The 16818-nt window shown below is 46.8% G+C and carries 10 protein-coding genes and 1 tRNA gene; 4 read left to right on the forward strand and 7 right to left on the reverse strand.

The window, feature by feature from the left end:
* Positions 1-46 precede the first annotated feature (46 nt).
* Both pafA and L0660_RS16640 read right to left on the reverse strand, forming a co-directional pair.
* Positions 47-1723 (reverse strand): alkaline phosphatase PafA, encoded by a 1677-nt coding sequence (pafA, locus tag L0660_RS16635; protein ID WP_235160416.1) that lies wholly within the window; start codon positions 1721-1723, stop codon positions 47-49.
* Between the two features lie 125 nt (positions 1724-1848).
* On the reverse strand, positions 1849-4659 hold the full coding sequence (locus L0660_RS16640) for a pitrilysin family protein (RefSeq protein ID WP_233797372.1): 2811 nt from the start codon (positions 4657-4659) through the stop codon (positions 1849-1851).
* A 214-nt stretch (positions 4660-4873) separates the two neighbouring features.
* On the opposite strand from L0660_RS16640, the gene L0660_RS16645 reads away from it, so the two are divergent.
* Entirely contained in the window at positions 4874-5266 is a 393-nt protein-coding gene (locus L0660_RS16645) for a hypothetical protein (protein WP_233797373.1), read from the forward strand.
* A 2-nt stretch (positions 5267-5268) separates the two neighbouring features.
* Here L0660_RS16645 and L0660_RS16650 read toward each other — a convergent pair whose 3' ends face one another.
* A complete protein-coding gene (locus tag L0660_RS16650; RefSeq protein ID WP_235160417.1) occupies positions 5269-9858 on the reverse strand; it encodes a translocation/assembly module TamB domain-containing protein in 4590 nt (1529 codons plus the stop codon).
* Positions 9859-9929: 71 nt separating this feature from the next.
* Between L0660_RS16650 and tsaD the strand changes: the two genes are divergently transcribed.
* Together tsaD and L0660_RS16660 are read left to right on the forward strand one after the other, a co-directional pair.
* Entirely contained in the window at positions 9930-10928 is a 999-nt protein-coding gene (tsaD, locus tag L0660_RS16655; RefSeq protein WP_233797375.1) for a tRNA (adenosine(37)-N6)-threonylcarbamoyltransferase complex transferase subunit TsaD, read from the forward strand.
* Between the two features lie 27 nt (positions 10929-10955).
* Positions 10956-11753 (forward strand): MOSC domain-containing protein, encoded by a 798-nt coding sequence (locus tag L0660_RS16660; RefSeq protein WP_235160418.1) that lies wholly within the window; start codon positions 10956-10958, stop codon positions 11751-11753.
* 112 nt (positions 11754-11865) lie between these two features.
* On the opposite strand, the gene lpxA is transcribed toward L0660_RS16660, so the two are convergent.
* The 4 genes from lpxA to L0660_RS16680 all read right to left on the reverse strand — a co-directional run bounded on the left by lpxA (position 11866) and on the right by L0660_RS16680 (position 16463).
* Positions 11866-12678, reverse strand: a complete 813-nt coding sequence (lpxA, locus tag L0660_RS16665; RefSeq protein WP_233797377.1) for an acyl-ACP--UDP-N-acetylglucosamine O-acyltransferase — start codon at positions 12676-12678, stop codon at positions 11866-11868.
* Positions 12675-14066: a bifunctional UDP-3-O-[3-hydroxymyristoyl] N-acetylglucosamine deacetylase/3-hydroxyacyl-ACP dehydratase gene (locus tag L0660_RS16670; RefSeq protein WP_233797378.1), complete on the reverse strand. Its 1392-nt coding sequence runs from the start codon at positions 14064-14066 to the stop codon at positions 12675-12677. Before L0660_RS16670 ends, lpxA begins: the two co-directional genes overlap by 4 nt.
* A 35-nt stretch (positions 14067-14101) precedes the next feature.
* Positions 14102-15148 (reverse strand): UDP-3-O-(3-hydroxymyristoyl)glucosamine N-acyltransferase, encoded by a 1047-nt coding sequence (gene lpxD, locus L0660_RS16675; RefSeq protein WP_233797379.1) that lies wholly within the window; start codon positions 15146-15148, stop codon positions 14102-14104.
* A gap of 82 nt (positions 15149-15230) precedes the next feature.
* A complete protein-coding gene (locus tag L0660_RS16680; protein WP_235160419.1) occupies positions 15231-16463 on the reverse strand; it encodes an HD domain-containing protein in 1233 nt (410 codons plus the stop codon).
* A gap of 197 nt (positions 16464-16660) precedes the next feature.
* On the opposite strand from L0660_RS16680, the gene L0660_RS16685 reads away from it, so the two are divergent.
* A tRNA-Ile gene (locus tag L0660_RS16685) sits at positions 16661-16734 on the forward strand.
* Positions 16735-16818: the final 84 nt, after the last annotated feature.

Genomic DNA, 16818 nt, shown 5'->3' on the forward strand with positions numbered 1-16818 from the left:
ATTAAACAAAAAACCTTGCAACCAATAAAGACTGCAAGGCATAAAACTACTTTTTCAATGCTTCTTCAACCGGGTTGCCCACATTGCCGCTCGGCGGCAGGATGTGCAGTAGTGCAGAAATCGTCGGTGCAATGTCCGCAATGGTCGTCCGGCGCAATGTTTCGCCTTTATTCACACCCCAACCGTAAAGCAGGAACGGCACGTGCGTATCATAATTATAGGGCGTTCCATGATCCGTTCCCGTTGCATACGAAGATGCGAACCAGCCCGGCTGCACAATCACCTGAATATCTCCGGTCCGCTTCGCGTGAATATTGTTCTTATACATTTCCAGTTGATATGTATTCAAGGGAGCACGGTTAATGTCGGTCAGGTTCAAGACATCGGCAACGCCTTCCATAGGCAGCAATGCGGTGCGCACAATCTGGTAAGCATCAGCAACGCTTACCTTCTTTTCCTTCAAAAGCGCCTTGTTAAGGTAAAGCTGATAATTTTCAAAAGCCGAAATGTAATCGCCTTCTCCATAGGCATCATTCAATGATTTCACAACCGCACGCGTTAATGCGGTCGCACTCATTAAGCCAGCGGGCAGCTTGTTTTCTTTCCAGAATGCAGGCACATCCATAGCCCCGTGATCCGCTGTCAGGAAAACTGTGTAATTGCCCTTTCCCGTCCATGTATCCAGGAAATTGAACAGATCGGCGAATTCCATATCCAGTTTCAGATAATTATCTTCCTGTTCAACAGAATTAGGTCCGAATGCATGGCCGATCCGGTCAGGCGTTGAAAAGCTTACAGCCAGAAAGTCGGTATCCGCTCCCTTACCCAGATTTTCACCCTTAATAGCCGCAATCGCCATATCCTTGGTCATGGTGTTGCCCCACGGAGAAGTGGTGATCACTGTGTAAGCATCACCGGCAGTTCCGATAAGCTCATGCGGGAAAATGGATTTTGGCTCGCCGGAAATTTTACCTTCCCAAACCACATCATCCGCTGTGCTCTGCGTGTATTCCTCAACGGGCAACAACAATTTCCAGCCCGCTTTGGAATATTCCGAAGGCATTTTTCGATTATTGTAAGCAGTCACCCAGTCCGGCAGATCGTCGCGGTAATACGTGCTTGTTACGAAATTTCCTGTTTTTGAATCAAACCAGTAAGCCCCTGATGCGGCATGTCCGGCTGGCAAAATGGAAGCGCGGTCCTTAATGGCTACACCAATCGTTTTTGAACGAAAATTGGTTGCAATCCGCAACTGGTCCGTTACGGTGCTGGTGAGCAGGTTGCGCGGCGACATTTTGCCCACTGCCCCATTGTTGCTTCCTACGGTTGCTACCGTGCTGTCATCTGTGCAGTAGACGGTTTTGGCGGCTTGCGCATCGTACCAGTCATTCCCGACAATGCCGTTAATGGCTGGCAGCGAACCTGTGTAAACAGCCGAATGTCCTGCGGCAGTGACGGTTAATGCATAATGATAATGGTTGTTCCGGCAATTGAAACCCTCATTCATCAATCTCTTCAAACCGCCTTCTTTGTATTTGTCGTAATAGCGATACAGATAATCATAGCGCATCTGATCCACCACGATGCCCACCACCAGCTTCGGCCGGGCAAGTTTGCCAGGGTTAGCCGTGGCAGGTTTTGTTTTGGATTGACTAAAAACGGAGGGGCTGATGATGAGTCCTGCAATCAGTAATCTTAATGTCAGGTTTTTTATCAATTTCATTGGAGAGGCATTGTAGCGATAAAGGTTTCCTTGTATACTGGGCAAAGATAAAGATGTACTGCTTTAAAAGCAGAAACCGGCAGCAATTTGCCGCCGGTTTAATTCTTCCTTAATATTAAATGCCTTTATTTTTTCTCGCTTCCACCCAGCGGTGCAGGCGCAGCGGCAGCAGGCGCTCCTTTTTTGGCCTTTGCAAAATCGCCCGCCTTAATGATTACCAGCTTGTTGTAATCAATGTGTTTATTAAATGCAGATTTGATTTGCTCCGGGGTCAATGCTTCGATCTTCTTCTCAAAATCTGCATCCCACTGCATAGTCCGGTTAAGGTAAAGGTTGTTTGCCAATGTGTTGGTCAGTGAAGCATCCTGCGAGCGTCCTACCTGCCGGGATTGCAGGTAACCCGATTTCGCCGCCTTCAATTCTTCAGCCGTAAAACCTTCCTTCATTGCTTTCTCGATCTCTTCTTTGAATGCAGCTTCCAGTTTCTCTGCATTTTGAGGTGCGTAAATCGCATAGGACATAAATGTGCCGCTTTTATCCAAAGAACTTGCAGAGAATTGTGATCCTACACCATAGCTTAACCCATCTTTCTGGCGAATGCGTGTGGCAAGCCGGGAGTTCAAAAAGCCTCCGCCCAACAGATAATTACCGATCACCAATGCCGGATAATCGGGGTCTGTGTCTTGCAGAGGCATATTAAGGCCCGCTATAAACATGGCGTTGGCTTTGTCCGGCGTTTCCACCATTTTATTTTCTGCTTTCACAGCTACATAAGGGGAAGCAACGCGGGTAAATGGTTTCGCACTTTTCCAGGTTCCGAATTCATCGTTAATGATCTTCTGAAGTGCCGCCTTGTCAAAATCCCCTACAACCGTTGCCGAAGCATTGTTGGCACCATAAAAATCTTTGTGGAACTGCTTGATCTGGTCAATGGTCGTGGCTTTAATGCTCTCCACATCTTCATCAAATGTTCCCACGTAACGAATGTCCCCTTTTGGATAGGGCGTTACAATGCGGCGATACTGGTTGAATGCAATCGCCTGCGGCTCACTCCGCTGCGATTCGATTCCGGCCAGTTCCTCCTGTTTTAGTTTTTCAAATTCTGTTTCATCAAAAGCAGGGTTTTTCAAAACTTCCGCCACCAGCTTCATTACAGCAGGCAGGTTTTCTTTTGTCGTTTCAATGTTCGCCCCAGCCTGGTTATTGATCCCGAAGAAGCTAACTCGCGCTTTCAGCCGGTCGAATTCGTCTTTCAGCTGCTGTCTCGTCTTGGTTTTTGTGCCCTTATCGAGCATGGACCCCGTAAGGTCGGAAATGGTCGCTTTGTTCATCAGGCTCTTTTCATCCCCGTAGCGCAATATGATTTTAGCTGCGACAACGTTGCCTCTGGTCGTTTTGGGAAGCAGGGCTATTTCAATGGCATTAGGCTTTTCAACGCGCGTCGTGCGGGATTCTACATTCATTGGCGACGGATCAAATGCCTCTCCTTCTGCTACAACGGCTTCACCTTTATAGCCTTTCACCAATTCCGCTACATTCGGCGCTTCCGGGATTTCAGCCCTTACCGGGTTGGATTCCGGCACGAATGTTCCCAATGTGCGGTTGGACGGACGGAAATAATATTGTGCAACGCGGAAGACGTCCTCCGGCGAAACTTTCCGAATGTTATCCCGGAAAAGGAAAGCAAGCCGCCAGTCGCCAGTTGCAATGGCCTCGCTGATGCTCAGTCCTACCCTTTCGGAATTACGGAATTCCAGGTCCCAGTTTTTAAGAATGGTCGTTTTCGCACGTTCAATGTCTTCTTTGGAGGGTTTCAGAACTGCTGCCGAATCCAATGTGGCTGTAAATGCTTTTTTAGCTTCATCCAGCGATTTTTCCTTTAAAACCTCGGCTCCAAAAAGCACAAATCCCGGATCAAACAACTGAAAGCTGAATCCGAATTCAGATGAAGCCTTCTTTGTATTCACGAGATTTTTGTAAAGCCGGCCGTTGGGTTCAGCAGTTAATAGCTCGGTAAGCACTTCCATGGCAGGATAGTCGGCATGCGAGCCGGGCATAATGTGGTAAGCTGCCATGAGCATTTGCACATCGCCTGTCCTTTTCAGCTCCACAAAACGCTCTCCGTCCTGCGTCGGTTCAGAGGTGTAGGATTTGGGTAATACACGTTCCGGTTTTGCGATTTTACCAAAATAATCATTGATCATTGCCAATGTTTTGGCTTCGTCAATTTTTCCCGCAACCGTCAGGACTGCATTGTCCGGCTGGTAATATTTTTTATAAAAAGCCTGTAAATTTTCAATCGGCACCCTTTCAATGTCGGAGCGGTTTCCGATGGTTGATTTTCCATAGTTATGCCAAAGAAATGCACCCGAAATCACACGCTCCATCAAAACACGGAACGGGCTGTTTTCTCCCGATTCAAACTCATTGCGCACCACGCTGAATTCGCTGTCCAGGTCTTTCTTGGCAATGAAAGAATTCACCATCCTGTCGGATTCCAGGTCGAGCGCCCATTTCAGGTTTTCTTCGGTTGCCGAGAATGTTTCGTAATAATTGGTGCGGTCATACCAGGTCGTTCCGTTCGGTCTGGTTCCATGCTCTGTGAGCTCCTGTGGAATGTTCGGATGCTTGGGCGTGCCTTTGAACACCATGTGTTCCAGCAAATGCGCCATGCCTGTTTCGCCGTAACCTTCATGGCGGGAACCCACCAGGTAAGTGACATTCACCGTAATAGTCGGCTTGGACGGGTCGGGAAACATGAGCACTTTCAGCCCATTTTCCAGATTGTACTCAGTGATCCCTTCCACAGACGTGACCTTTTTCACCCCTTTCGGCAGATCCTGCGAAAAGGAAGGAGCGGCGATCAGGGAGGTTAGCAGCAGACCGATAACAGCTTTGCCACGGAATGCATTTCTTCTTTTAAAATTCATGACCATATCCAGAAGATTATGTAAGATTTAGATTGCATGAAAATAACTCAGATTCCGGCATTTAGCAATGACTTAGGGATAAATGGCGAAATAAAATCCGGTGCAACAGAATGGCAACGTTTTGGTGTATAGGCTTCAACCGCCATACATATTTTCCGGTGTCAGTAGGAATTCTGGGAGAAGAATAGCAGTTTTAACTTATATGATTTAATTAAGATAAATGACGCCGATCAAAAGTATAACCCGCCTGCTATTCCTATCTGCCATCATTATCCTGGCGGGCTGCGCCTCGGGCATCCCCATTTCAACCAATACAAAATATCCTATTGAAGTGCTTTATGATAACCAGCCCTTGGACCGGCCCTATTCGGAGATCGGGGTTGTGGAAATTACCAGTGAAGACTCGCTTACCGCGCGTCAAACGCAGGATAAGCGCATGATGTATCGTGGTAATGATGCCAAAACCAAGGAGTTGCTTACTGCACGTTTGGTCATCAAGGCTCAAAAAATCGGTGCTGATGCGATTATCAATGTCAAATACAAGTATTACACCAGCGTAAAAAGTGAGGGCTATATGCTCAGCGGGCTGGCCGTGAGATACCGCGGGGAATAATTTCAGCGCGTCGGATCCTTTTTAGAGATCATTTTATTGACCGTCGTGTCCTGCCTGGTTGTATCGGCAGGCACATAGGGAATTTTTACAGAAGGTTTTGGCATTAAAGAAATGCGGTTGAAACTGTGCGTAAACTGCATACTCACACCACCGGTTGTCACCGAGTTCAAGACAAGCGAGTTTAATACATTGCGGTTATAAGCTTTCACCCGCACCGAACCACTGGGATTGAGCCAGTATTCCAAAGTCCATTCACCCAGCAAGCTGGCCGCGTCATATTGTGACGCACCGTTCGCACTTTGGGTTCCGGAAGTAAAACGTCCGTCACGCGTAACGCGGAAGCGATCGTTCAGAAAACGGTAAGAAAACCTCAATTGCAGGTTATTAAGCGCATTTTGATCCAGAGAAAGTCCTGAAACCCCCACTTCCAGATTCTCATTAATACCCGAAGCCCAGCGGCTGATCTGATTGGAAACCAGCTCACTAATGCTGCTGCCCAGGAAATTCTGACTCCCCACCGCAGCCAGACTTGCCTCGGGAAGCAACTGATTTACAAGCAATAAACTGCTCACCTGCCTGCTCAGTTCCTGTTCGTCAGACTTTAACTTATTCTGAAATGCTTCCAGTTGCCCGCGATATGTGCTTAACGATGGGTTATCGAGCACTTTCAGGTCGTAGCGGATCTGTGGCGACATCAGTTGCTCCGAAAGCGCAATAGTCACCTCCACCGGATAGCGGCGCGATAATGCATCGTTTCCTGTTTCGGTGGTGCTGGTATTCGGCAAAACGCCGGCCAGGGAAACCATTTGTGTATAACCCGCCTTTACATCCAATTGCGCACCATAAGGGTCCCCGGACCATACAATGCGGCTTCCGGGTTTGATGCTGAATTTCTTGTTAATGACATTCTGCAATGTGAAATTGTACTCTCCCCTTTCAATTTCGTACGTTCCGGCCATCGTGAAATCGCCTTTTGTATCAATATTAAGGTTCAGCCTGCCGCTGCCGTTCCCTCGGATAATGTCGCCGGTTTGCCTGTCAAAAATGATCTCGCAAGTTGCATCAGGCGTCAGGTTGAAATTAAAATCCATCTTAATGCCGCCTGCGACCTGGCTTCTTGCCGTGGAATCGCCTGATTTTGCAGTGCTGTCTGCCGGTGGCATTTTGCTTACAAACTGAATGTAATCCTGCGTGGCCACCTCCGTAGCGCCGTCCAGCGGAATGTGAATTTTGGTGCCCTTGTTGCTGGTAACATTGGCTTCTATATTAAGGTTGTCAATAGGGCCAAAAACGGCGACCGGTCCTGTAACATAAGCTGTTCCGTAAAAAATGCTGTTATCCTTCGCCGTTGTGTTCAGGATTTTGAAATTGTGCAAATCCGCATTAAAACCCAGAGAAAAGTACTTGAAACCATCATGAAAAACTCCGCCGCGCAGGTTGGCCGTGTTTCCGTCCGTATCTGTAATGAGCATGTTATCGGATGTAATCTCACTCTCGGTAAAGTTGATCTTATCGCTGAAAGTAAAGATCGATTGCAGATAATCGAATTTCATCCGGCCTTTATCCACCATTAAAGAACCGGAAAGGATCGGTGCATTCACCACGCCTTTGATCGTTACCACCCCTTTGGCCGTCCCGCTAATGTCCGAAACCAGGCCCGTAGCAAACGGTTCGAGACCTTTGAAATCGAAATTGTTGAAAATAGCCTTCAAATCCAGCGTATTTGCGCTTAATTTGGGACGATAGGCGCCGGTGAGATTGAACACGCGCCGTGCATCTTTGTTCAGCTGCGCATCAATTTCCAGCTCGCTCCTGCTCTGGTCCCAATCGCCTGTCCCGGATAAATTTCCAAATTCATACTGACCATAACCAAGGCTTTCAATGCTAAAATTGGCATCCAGTACAACATCATTATAAACGTCCTTTACTTTCGCAGAGCCGTCCATAATTCCTGCCAACTGCGTGGTCAACAATGCATTTAAACTGGACAACCTGAAATTTTTGATGTCCAGCACCATGCTTTTTTCCGGGTCTTCCGAAGCCGTGCCGTTCACAAAAATCCGCTGCTTGCCACTCACAAGGCCTAAATTGGACATCGTCACATCACGCCCTACAATAGAAATGAAGCTTTCAGAAGGCACATTCCAGGTTTCCTCTAAAAGATTAAGCTTTGAATTTTTAAAATTAATGTCCAAACCAGCGGGCAGGAAACGGATTTCACCGGCCAGATTAGCATTATTCGTGCTGGCTACCTGACTCAGGGCACCATTAAAATCGATATGATCAACATCCCAGGTTCCTTCAATTTCCAGTTTTTCGGTGGGGACCAGCGCGCTTATTTTCTGATTTTCGGATGTTACCAGCATGGAAGCCAAAACTTCCGCTGAGTTCACAAACTTTGAAGTTGTCACATCGACTTCCGCTTTCACAAATTCATTGGTTCCATAACGAACCGTGTCCGAAAGTGCATTTAATGTTAAAAAAGCCGTGTTATCCATTTTAAAGACACCCTCAGCCCTTGCTCCCCTTGAAATATGCACGTCGGGGCTCAGGAATGCGAGGAACCGCGACAAATTCCTGGTTTCCACCGCATAGTCGATCTGGTAACGGCTTAATGAGGTGGAAACCGGCTTTTTGGCATAATATTCGGTCCGGTTTGCTTCGTTTTCGAAGAAGTAAAGTCTGTATTCGGCTAAAATGCGGCTAATGTCCTTGTATGCAGCGGTTGGAAGAAAATTCCCATCCATTTTGGCGGTCAGGAATTCACTTTCCAGTTTCAGGATCCTTCTGTCGGCGATCTGGCGCGATGAGAAAACCAGCGTGTCCATCACCAGATTTCGTTCCTTTTCAGACATCAGCAAATAGGTGTCAAGCAGCTTGGCATCGCCTGTCAGCGCGTCAAATGTATTGCCGGACAGATTAACGTTCAGTTGCGTGCGTAATGTGATGGCCTCCTTTGTAAAACCAAGGTCTTTGAGGTTCGCACGTTCAATGGTTCCTTGCACATCAAATGCATTCTGCGCCTTTGAGAGGTCAAATTCTCCTTCAATGTTGGCGATCAGATTGCTATCTCGCGCAACTACCAGGCCGTTGAAATACTGATTTTGTATATTTCCTTTGAGCTGAATGTTCTTATAATTGTAATGCTGGAACCCAACCCGTCCGACGGTTGCATTCATATCCGTCGATGCGAATTTCAACTCTGTCCCTTTGCCGAAAACCTTACCATCAAAATCCAGCTCCTGCCAGGTTTCTTCGTCATCCAATAACTTACCCAGCTTGAAAGCGGCCGTTTTGATTGTTCCGGAATAGGTGGTTGACTGTGCGTCGGCAATGTGGAAAACGAGATCGCCCGCCACTTCGCCCATGTCCGAAGAAGCCGTGGCATTCAAAGCAAAATCTTCCAATGTGCCTTTAAATGTGCCATCCAGTAATGTGAGGCCAAATTTCGAAAGCGTGGAATGCATATCCCATTCAGGATAATACTGGATAATGTCCATCGGTTCCACCTTCGAAAGCGACAGTTGAATGTCCATTTTTACACCTTCAATCTTCGGCAATCCCTGAAAACCCACATTACCAACCAAACGGCTCCCTCTTCCGAAATGCAGGTCCATATCCGAAACCATGAAATCATCGACTTTGCCATTAAAATCGCCCGATATGCGCCAGGTTTCACTTAGGTTATCAACATAACTTGAAAAAAGTCCCAGGTCTTTGGAATCAACACGACTTCCTACCAAATGCCCTTTCATGCGGACTTTATGATTGAAATCGCCCAGCTCGCCGGATCTGTTATAGTAAAATATGACTTCGTCTTTCAAATGTGAATTGCCGATATGGGCGTCCAGCTCTTTGAGCTCCATCTTTTTTTGGCAAAACAAAAAGCGCGTTTCCAGATCATGCATCCTAAGGCCGGTCTGCTTATCGACCGTTTCCAGATTTCGCGCCAGAAAAGAAATGGTGTCGCCCTGAACCAGGAAATTTCTCAGGTCCCCGTTTAATTTATTCAACTCGAAATGAGAATAGTCAAAAGTCCTGGCACCTTTATCGCGGGGCTGACGCGGATCGTCATAGCGGAATGTGCCGTCGATGACTTTTGATTTACCAATAATAAAAGGCGTGTTGTTTTCAGGTGCGTTTTTGGGACGCGGAACAGCCGGGGTGGTGAGCTCGTTGATCCGTTCGATGAAGCCATCAATGTTCAATGAGCCTGAGGAAGGTATAATGGCCAGGTGCACATTGGGCTGATATACATTCACTTCATCGAGATAAATTTCTTTTGAAGCGTTTTCAATAATGTTATTAAGGTCCAGATTAACGTCAATCCTGCCGACGTCGATCATATCCTTCTGGCTCGTGTCTTTCACCGAAATACCTTCGAGGGAAACCACGTCGAACCACTTGATATTGACTTTCTCAATGGTAATGGGATAACCCAGCTTCTCAGAAATATTACTGGTAACACGCTGAACTGCCCAGGTTTGGACGGAAGGAAGTTGAAGTGCAATGGTCACAATTCCCAGCGCCAGCAGCGCGAAGATGATCACTACGATCAGACCATTACCAAACGCCTTCAGGAATTTTAACATATATAGCTTCGCGGCGGGATACCGCTTATCTTATTGTTAATGCTTAATTTTGCGACTATAGTTCAACAAATATGAATATCCTCGCCATTGAATCGTCTTGTGACGAAACCTCCGCAGCCGTAATCACTAACGGGAAAATCTGCTCCAATGTTGTTGCTACGCAACTGATTCACACACAATATGGCGGCGTGGTTCCCGAACTTGCTTCGCGGGCACACCAGCAACACATTCTGCCTGTGGTAGATAACGCGCTGAACGATGCAAAAGTAGCAAAAAAAGACCTGGATGCCATTGCTTTTACCAAAGGACCGGGGTTATTAGGTGCTTTGCTGGTAGGGACTTCATTTGCCAAATCCATGGCATTGGGGCTCAATATTCCGCTTATCGAGATCAATCACATGCAAGCGCACGTGCTCGCGCATTTCATCGATGATCCCAAACCTGCATTTCCTTTTCTCTGCCTCACCGTCAGCGGCGGGCATACGCAGATTGTGAAGGTTACCGGGCCACTGGAAATGGAAATTATTGGTGAGACAAAAGACGATGCTGTGGGCGAAGCATTTGATAAAACAGCCAAATTGCTCGATCTGCCCTATCCTGGCGGACCGTTGATCGATAAATATGCCGCATTGGGTAACCCGAATGCTTACCCTTTCCCGCTTCCTGAAATGCCCGGGCTGGACTTTTCTTTCAGTGGGATCAAGACTTCATTTATGTATTTTTTGCAAAAACGGGTGCGTGAGAATCCTGGTTTCATCGGTGAAAATATCAATGATATCTGTGCGAGCATTCAGTTTACATTGGTGGACATCTTGTTGAAAAAACTAAAAAAAGCGTCGCGGGAAACGGGCATTAAGGAAATTGCAATCGCCGGCGGTGTCTCTGCGAACTCGGGATTACGGAAATCACTGCTTGAATTGGGGGAAAAACTGGGATGGAAAGTGTACATTCCGGCATTCGAATACTGCACAGATAATGCAGCCATGATTGCGATGGCAGCGCATTATAAGTTTGAAGCCAGGGATTTTACGGATCAAACTGTAAGTCCGCTCGCCCGGATGGAATTTTAAAAGTCATGAATAAAACACCTTTGAACAATGCGTTTATCAGAAATTTGGATCTATCCGGTCAAGTCGTTGGGTGGAATTCGCCTTACCGAGGCTAATGTCGAAGAAAGAGGCCTGCAGTACGATCGTCGCTGGCTCATCATTGACGAAAACAATGTGTTTATCACGCAAAGGGTTTTTGGTCAAATGGCCCTGATCGATGTCGCGCTGGAATCAAGTGGACTTAAAATATTTTTGAGAAACAATCCCAAAAACAATGTGATCCTTCCTTACGAACCTGGTTCTGGGAAAAAGGTCTCTGTAACGATCTGGGACGACATTGTGAATGCGGTAACAGTTTCTGATGAAGCGGATGCCTGGCTCTCGGCGCAACTGGATAAGCGCGTCAGGCTTGTAATGATGCCGGAATCAACAGAGCGAAAGGCGGATCCGAAATATGCCAGCAATGGAGAGAATGTGAGCTTTGCGGATGGATTTCCATTCCTTGTCATATCTCAGGCCTCACTGGACGAGTTAAATTCCCGGTTGGAAGAACCGATTTCCATGGTCCGTTTTCGCCCAAATTTCGTGATTGCTGAAACAATGCCTTTCGAAGAAGATCAATGGAAGCGTATCCGGGTGGGAGAACTGGATTTTGAAATTGTAAAACCTTGCGGCCGGTGCGTGCTGATAACCGTCGACCCGGCAACAGGCGAAAAAGGCGCAGAGCCCCTGAAAACACTGGCATCTTACCGAAGGGTCAACAACAAGGTGCTTTTCGGACAGAATATGGTAGCAAGTAATTTTGGGCTTGTTAAGGAAGGGGATGCATTAGAAGTGGTTGAATAACAGCGAAAGCCGGAAATTTGCTTCAAGATTCTTTTAGATTTCATGCGTAAAAAAAGCCCGGGAAAACAATCCCGGGCTTCATATATTTTAACAAAATCCAATTGGAAAATCCCTAAGGCTGCGCTTCTGCTTCGGTGGTTCCGTTTGTCTGGAAAGGGCTTTTCATAATCCCTCTTTCCGAATTACGGATGAAATTAATGACCACATCCCGCTCGTTGGATGGCGGCAATTCCAGTTCTATTTTTTGCAGAGCTTCCGCATTGTTCAGGCCGCGCATGTATATGTAGCGGTAAATGTTCTGGATCTCGTTAATCTTTTCGTTGCTGTAACCACGTCTGCGCAGCCCTACCGAATTGATCCCGGCATAGGAAATGGGTTCACGCGCCGCTTTTGTAAAGGGCGGCACATCCTTCCGGACCAATGTTGCCCCAGAAACGAAAGCATGCGAACCGATTTTAACAAACTGATGAACAGCGCTTAACGCACTCACAATCGCCCAGTCGCCTACATGTACGTGACCTGCCATTTGCACATTGTTGCCGATAATGCAGCTGTTTCCAACCCGGCAATCGTGCGCCACGTGGGCGTAAGCCATGATCAGGCAGTCGGAGCCGACCACCGTTTTCCAATGTTCCTCGGTTCCGCGGCTGATCGTCGCATACTCGCGGATGGTGGTGTTATCTCCGATGATAGTGAATGTGTATTCGTTGTTATATTTAAGATCCTGGGGCGTCGATGCAATGACAGCTCCCGGAAAGATCCGGCAGTTTTTTCCTATTCTCGCGCCTGAATTAATAACAGCGTGTGATCCTATCCATGAGCCCTCACCAATTTCAACATCGGAATGTATCATTGCGAATGGTTCAATTTCTACATTCTGAGCGATCTTAGCGTCAGGATGAATATATGCTAATGATTGAGTCATTTTTTCTTTACCAGGCTTGCTATCATATCCGCTTCACACACCAACTGTCCGGCTACGTATCCCCGGCCACTCATTTTCACGATCCCTCTTTTCATCGGAGAAGTGAATTCACATTTAAATATCACCGTATCCCCGGGGAACACATTGCGGCGGAAGCGGCAAGCATCAATTCCGATCAGATAAGGCCAGTAATTATCAGGATCCGGCACGCTCGTTAAAACAAGGATACCGCCCGTCTGCGCCATCGCTTCCAATTGTAAAACGCCCGGCATAACAGGGTTTCCAGGGAAATGCCCTAAGAAAAACTGCTCATTGATCGTCACATTTTTCACGCCTACCACGCTGTTTTCGTCCAGCGCGATGATCTTATCGATCATCTGGAACGGATAACGGTGCGCAAGCAGCTGACCGATCTGGTTAATATCAAAGACCGGCGCTTTATTCGGGTCGTATTGAGGAATATCCCCTTTGCCGGATTTTATTAGTTTCTTAATTTTTTTGGCCAAAGCCACATTGGCCGCATGTCCCGGACGGGCAGCCAAAATCTGCGCCTTGATCGGACGGCCTACCAGTGCAAGGTCCCCGATCAGGTCCAGCAGCTTGTGCCGCGCCATTTCGTTCGGATAATGCAGGTCAACGTTGTTGAGAATGCCTTTTGACTTATTAACACTCACCTTAGGCTTGCTCAAAAGCTGCGAAAGATGGTCCAACTCGCCATCCTGCACTTCACGATCCACAATAACAATCGCATTCGTCAGGTCGCCGCCTTTGATCAGGTTTTGACCGTATAACGCTTCAAGTTCGTGTAAGAATACAAATGTGCGGCATTCTGCGATATCGTCTTTAAATAATGTAATATCGTTCAGGGATGCGTGCTGACTGCTGATGACCGTGGAATTATAGTCAACCATGACGGTCAGACGATAATCGGACAGCGGCAGCGCCACAAGTTCCGTGTCAGTTTCTTTATTCATATAATGCACATATTCAGGAACTTCGAAGTAATTCCTGTATGCATTTTGTTCTTCAATGCCTGCATCGAGCAAAGCATCTACAAACTTGATGGAACTTCCGTCCATGATCGGCGGCTCGGGGCCGTCGAGCTGGATGAGCACATTGTCAATTTGCAAACCAACCAATGCTGCTAATGTATGCTCAACCGTATGGATCCGTGCTCCGTTTTGTTCAATGGTGGTTCCGCGCGACAGGTCGACAACATTGTCGACGTCGGCATCTACGATTGGCTGGTCGGGTAAATCAATGCGTTGAAACTTGTATCCGTGGTTGGCAGGGGCTGGTACAAATGTCATTGTAGCCACCACACCTGTATGTAAACCTACTCCTGTTACGGATACAGACTTGGAAATGGTTTGTTGTTTTTCGTTCATTATAAATTTCCTTTTCTTCTTAAAGGCGCGTTGTATTATTGACCCTGAAAATCGGATGTTTCGTGTTTATTTTCCAGATCTTTCAGCCTTTCTTCTATTTCGGGGAGCCTTCTTACGAGGGCCATGGATCTTAAATGTTCGTTCAAATCCCTTGCTGGCGAGCCTGATAGCGAAAGTCCTTCCTTTTTGATGGATTTCCCTAATCCGCTCTGGGCGCCGATTTTGGTTTTATTAGCAATCGTAATGTGTCCCACAATCCCAACTTGTCCGGCAACAACACACTGTTCGCCTACCGTCGTCGATCCTGAGATTCCGGACTGTGCTGCAATTACGGTATTTTTTCCAATCTCTACATTATGTGCGATTTGCACGAGATTATCTATTTTAACCCCTTTGCGAATAATTGTAGAACCCATTGTCGCACAATCGATTGTGGAATTGGACCCAACACTTACATCATCTTCGAGAATCACATTGCCAAGCTGCGGAATTGTTTTATAAGTCCCGTCAGTTTGCGGTGCAAAACCGAACCCATCGCTTCCAATGACTGTATTAGCGAAGATCACGCAGTTTTTACCAATGATCGTGTTGTCATAAATACGGACACCGGGATGGATAACCGAATTGTCGCCAATTTCAATGTTATCTCCGAGATATGTGTTTGGATAAATCTTTACGCTATTCCCGATCACGCAGTTTTTACCAATGTAGGAAAATGCGCCCCGGTAGCAATTCTCGCCGGTCTGACTGTTCTCTCCGATAAAACTAGGCTGTTCAACCCCTGTTTTGCCACCGGCGATGCGTTTTTGATATTCTTCTAGCAGGATTGTGAATGCGGTGTAAGCGTTTTCGACATAGATCAGGGTTGTCGAAATCTCTTTTTTAGGAACAAAATCCTTGTTGACAATAACGGCAGAGGATTGTGTTGTATATATGTAAGGTTCGTATTTACTATTGGCTAAAAAGGAAATACAGCCCGGACGCCCTTCTTCAATTTTAGCAGCCGAATCAATTGTAATTTTTTCATTTCCAACAATGGTTCCATCAAGCATTTGAGCAATCTCGCTGACAGTAAATTTCATATATTTTCGGCTAATTTCGGGTAACGAATATCGAGTACTTATAGTGGATTTTGAAAAGGGCTTTTTCTTTTAACGATCCTGACTAACCACGCAAAGATACATTTTTAGCCCAACATACATAGTACTTGCGTACAATCTTAGTGAGCGCCTTAATGGTTGGTATATCGGATGCATCGGCAATGTCCAGCAGCGCGCCGCCCTTCATTTTCACCCGGATCGGGTCGAGTTCTTTTGCATAAGCCCAGTTGGTTGTTTCGCCGCTTACCAGAAAATAATCCATCTGCTCCTCAGCAACGCCTGCTTCCAGAAGCTGTCCCCGTAAGTCAGCAAGCAATGCCTCGCTTGGGGGAGCATCATAGAAAGTAATTTTAAACAACTGCCGGTTCAGGAGCATGGTACAGAGCGTCGAGAGAACGGGATCACTATGTGTTCGCCAGCCCTTTACAGAAGCCCATACGTCGTTATCATCCAAACCGTTGAACGAATCGAGCAGATCCTGGTGTATATCAAAGTCCTCAAGGCTGTAATTATTGTGCAGAAACCTCGCAAAATCCGGTGTGGCAAATAATGTTGCACCGCTTTCCGACAATTCACGGGCCCTTTGCAGCAGCTGGGTGAGCATGGCCTGCGCGCTTAGCAATGTTTTATGCAGATAAACCTGCCAGTACATGAGCCTCCGCGCATGCAGGAAATTTTCAATGCTAAGCAAGCCTTTTTCCTCTACTACCAGCTGGTCTTCGCTCACATCAAGCATTTTAATGAGTCTGTCGGCACCGATAGAACCCTCAATCACACCCGTATAAAAACTATCGCGGTTGAGATAATCCATCCGGTCCATATCCAGCTGGCTGGAAACCATTTGATGGAAAAACTTTCTGGGATAAGTCCCCTCAAACATCTGAATAGCCAGATCCAGCCTTCCCTCCATTTGCCGGTTCAAAGCTTTCATCATCACCAGCGTAATAGATTCATGGGCAACATGCTGTAATAAAACACTTTCCAAAACGTGGGAAAACGGTCCATGACCCAGGTCGTGGAGTAAAATCGCAGCTTGCGCGGCCTCAAATTCTGGTTCCGAAATGGCGTGGCCTTTTTGTTGCAATACTTTGAGGGCTTGTCCCATGAGGTGCATGGCGCCCAGTGCGTGATGGAAGCGGGTATGCAGTGCGCCAGGATAAACGACATCTGCCAATCCCAGTTGCTTAATCCGCCTCAAACGCTGAAAATAGGGATGATCAACCAGGTCGTAAAGCAGATCAGAAGAGATAGATATAAACCCGTAAACGGGATCGTTAATGATTTTCCTTTTATTCAAAGCTCGATTTTTTGGCAAAAGTAATAAACAAGCAACGGACAAAAGAAGTTATTCTTATCAATATGATTTGGAGAATTGCCGCTATTAAGTAATTTTGCAGTCCATTAACGGGCCTATAGCTCATTCGGTTAGAGCAACTGACCGCGCGGCGTCCGCTCATAATCAGTAGGTGCCTGGCCTATCCAGGAAAAAGTAACGGGCCTATAGCTCATTCGGTTAGAGCAACTGACTCATAATCAGTAGGTGCCTGGTTCGATTCCAGGTGGGCCCACATTTATAATCAAGCACTTAGCATTCGTTGGGTGCTTTTTTTATGACTCATAGTCAGTAGGTGCCTGCCGGGCCGCCGGGCAGT

This window comes from Dyadobacter sp. CY351 (assembly GCF_021502625.1).
GTDB classification, from domain to species: Bacteria; Bacteroidota; Bacteroidia; order Cytophagales; family Spirosomataceae; genus Dyadobacter; species Dyadobacter chenhuakuii.

What these genes read in the sequence shown, in the direction of transcription:
- L0660_RS16640 (WP_233797372.1), bottom strand. Translation starts at nt 4,659, where the DNA reads ATGGTCATGAATTTTAAAAGAAGAAATGCATTCCGTGGCAAAGCTGTT.
- lpxA (WP_233797377.1), bottom strand. Translation starts at nt 12,678, where the DNA reads ATGACTCAATCATTAGCATATATTCATCCTGACGCTAAGATCGCTCAG.
- L0660_RS16645 (WP_233797373.1), top strand. Translation starts at nt 4,874, where the DNA reads ATGACGCCGATCAAAAGTATAACCCGCCTGCTATTCCTATCTGCCATC.
- pafA (WP_235160416.1), bottom strand. Translation starts at nt 1,723, where the DNA reads ATGAAATTGATAAAAAACCTGACATTAAGATTACTGATTGCAGGACTC.
- L0660_RS16670 (WP_233797378.1), bottom strand. Translation starts at nt 14,066, where the DNA reads ATGAACGAAAAACAACAAACCATTTCCAAGTCTGTATCCGTAACAGGA.
- tsaD (WP_233797375.1), top strand. Translation starts at nt 9,930, where the DNA reads ATGAATATCCTCGCCATTGAATCGTCTTGTGACGAAACCTCCGCAGCC.
- lpxD (WP_233797379.1), bottom strand. Translation starts at nt 15,148, where the DNA reads ATGAAATTTACTGTCAGCGAGATTGCTCAAATGCTTGATGGAACCATT.
- L0660_RS16650 (WP_235160417.1), bottom strand. Translation starts at nt 9,858, where the DNA reads ATGTTAAAATTCCTGAAGGCGTTTGGTAATGGTCTGATCGTAGTGATC.
- L0660_RS16660 (WP_235160418.1), top strand. Translation starts at nt 10,956, where the DNA reads ATGCGTTTATCAGAAATTTGGATCTATCCGGTCAAGTCGTTGGGTGGA.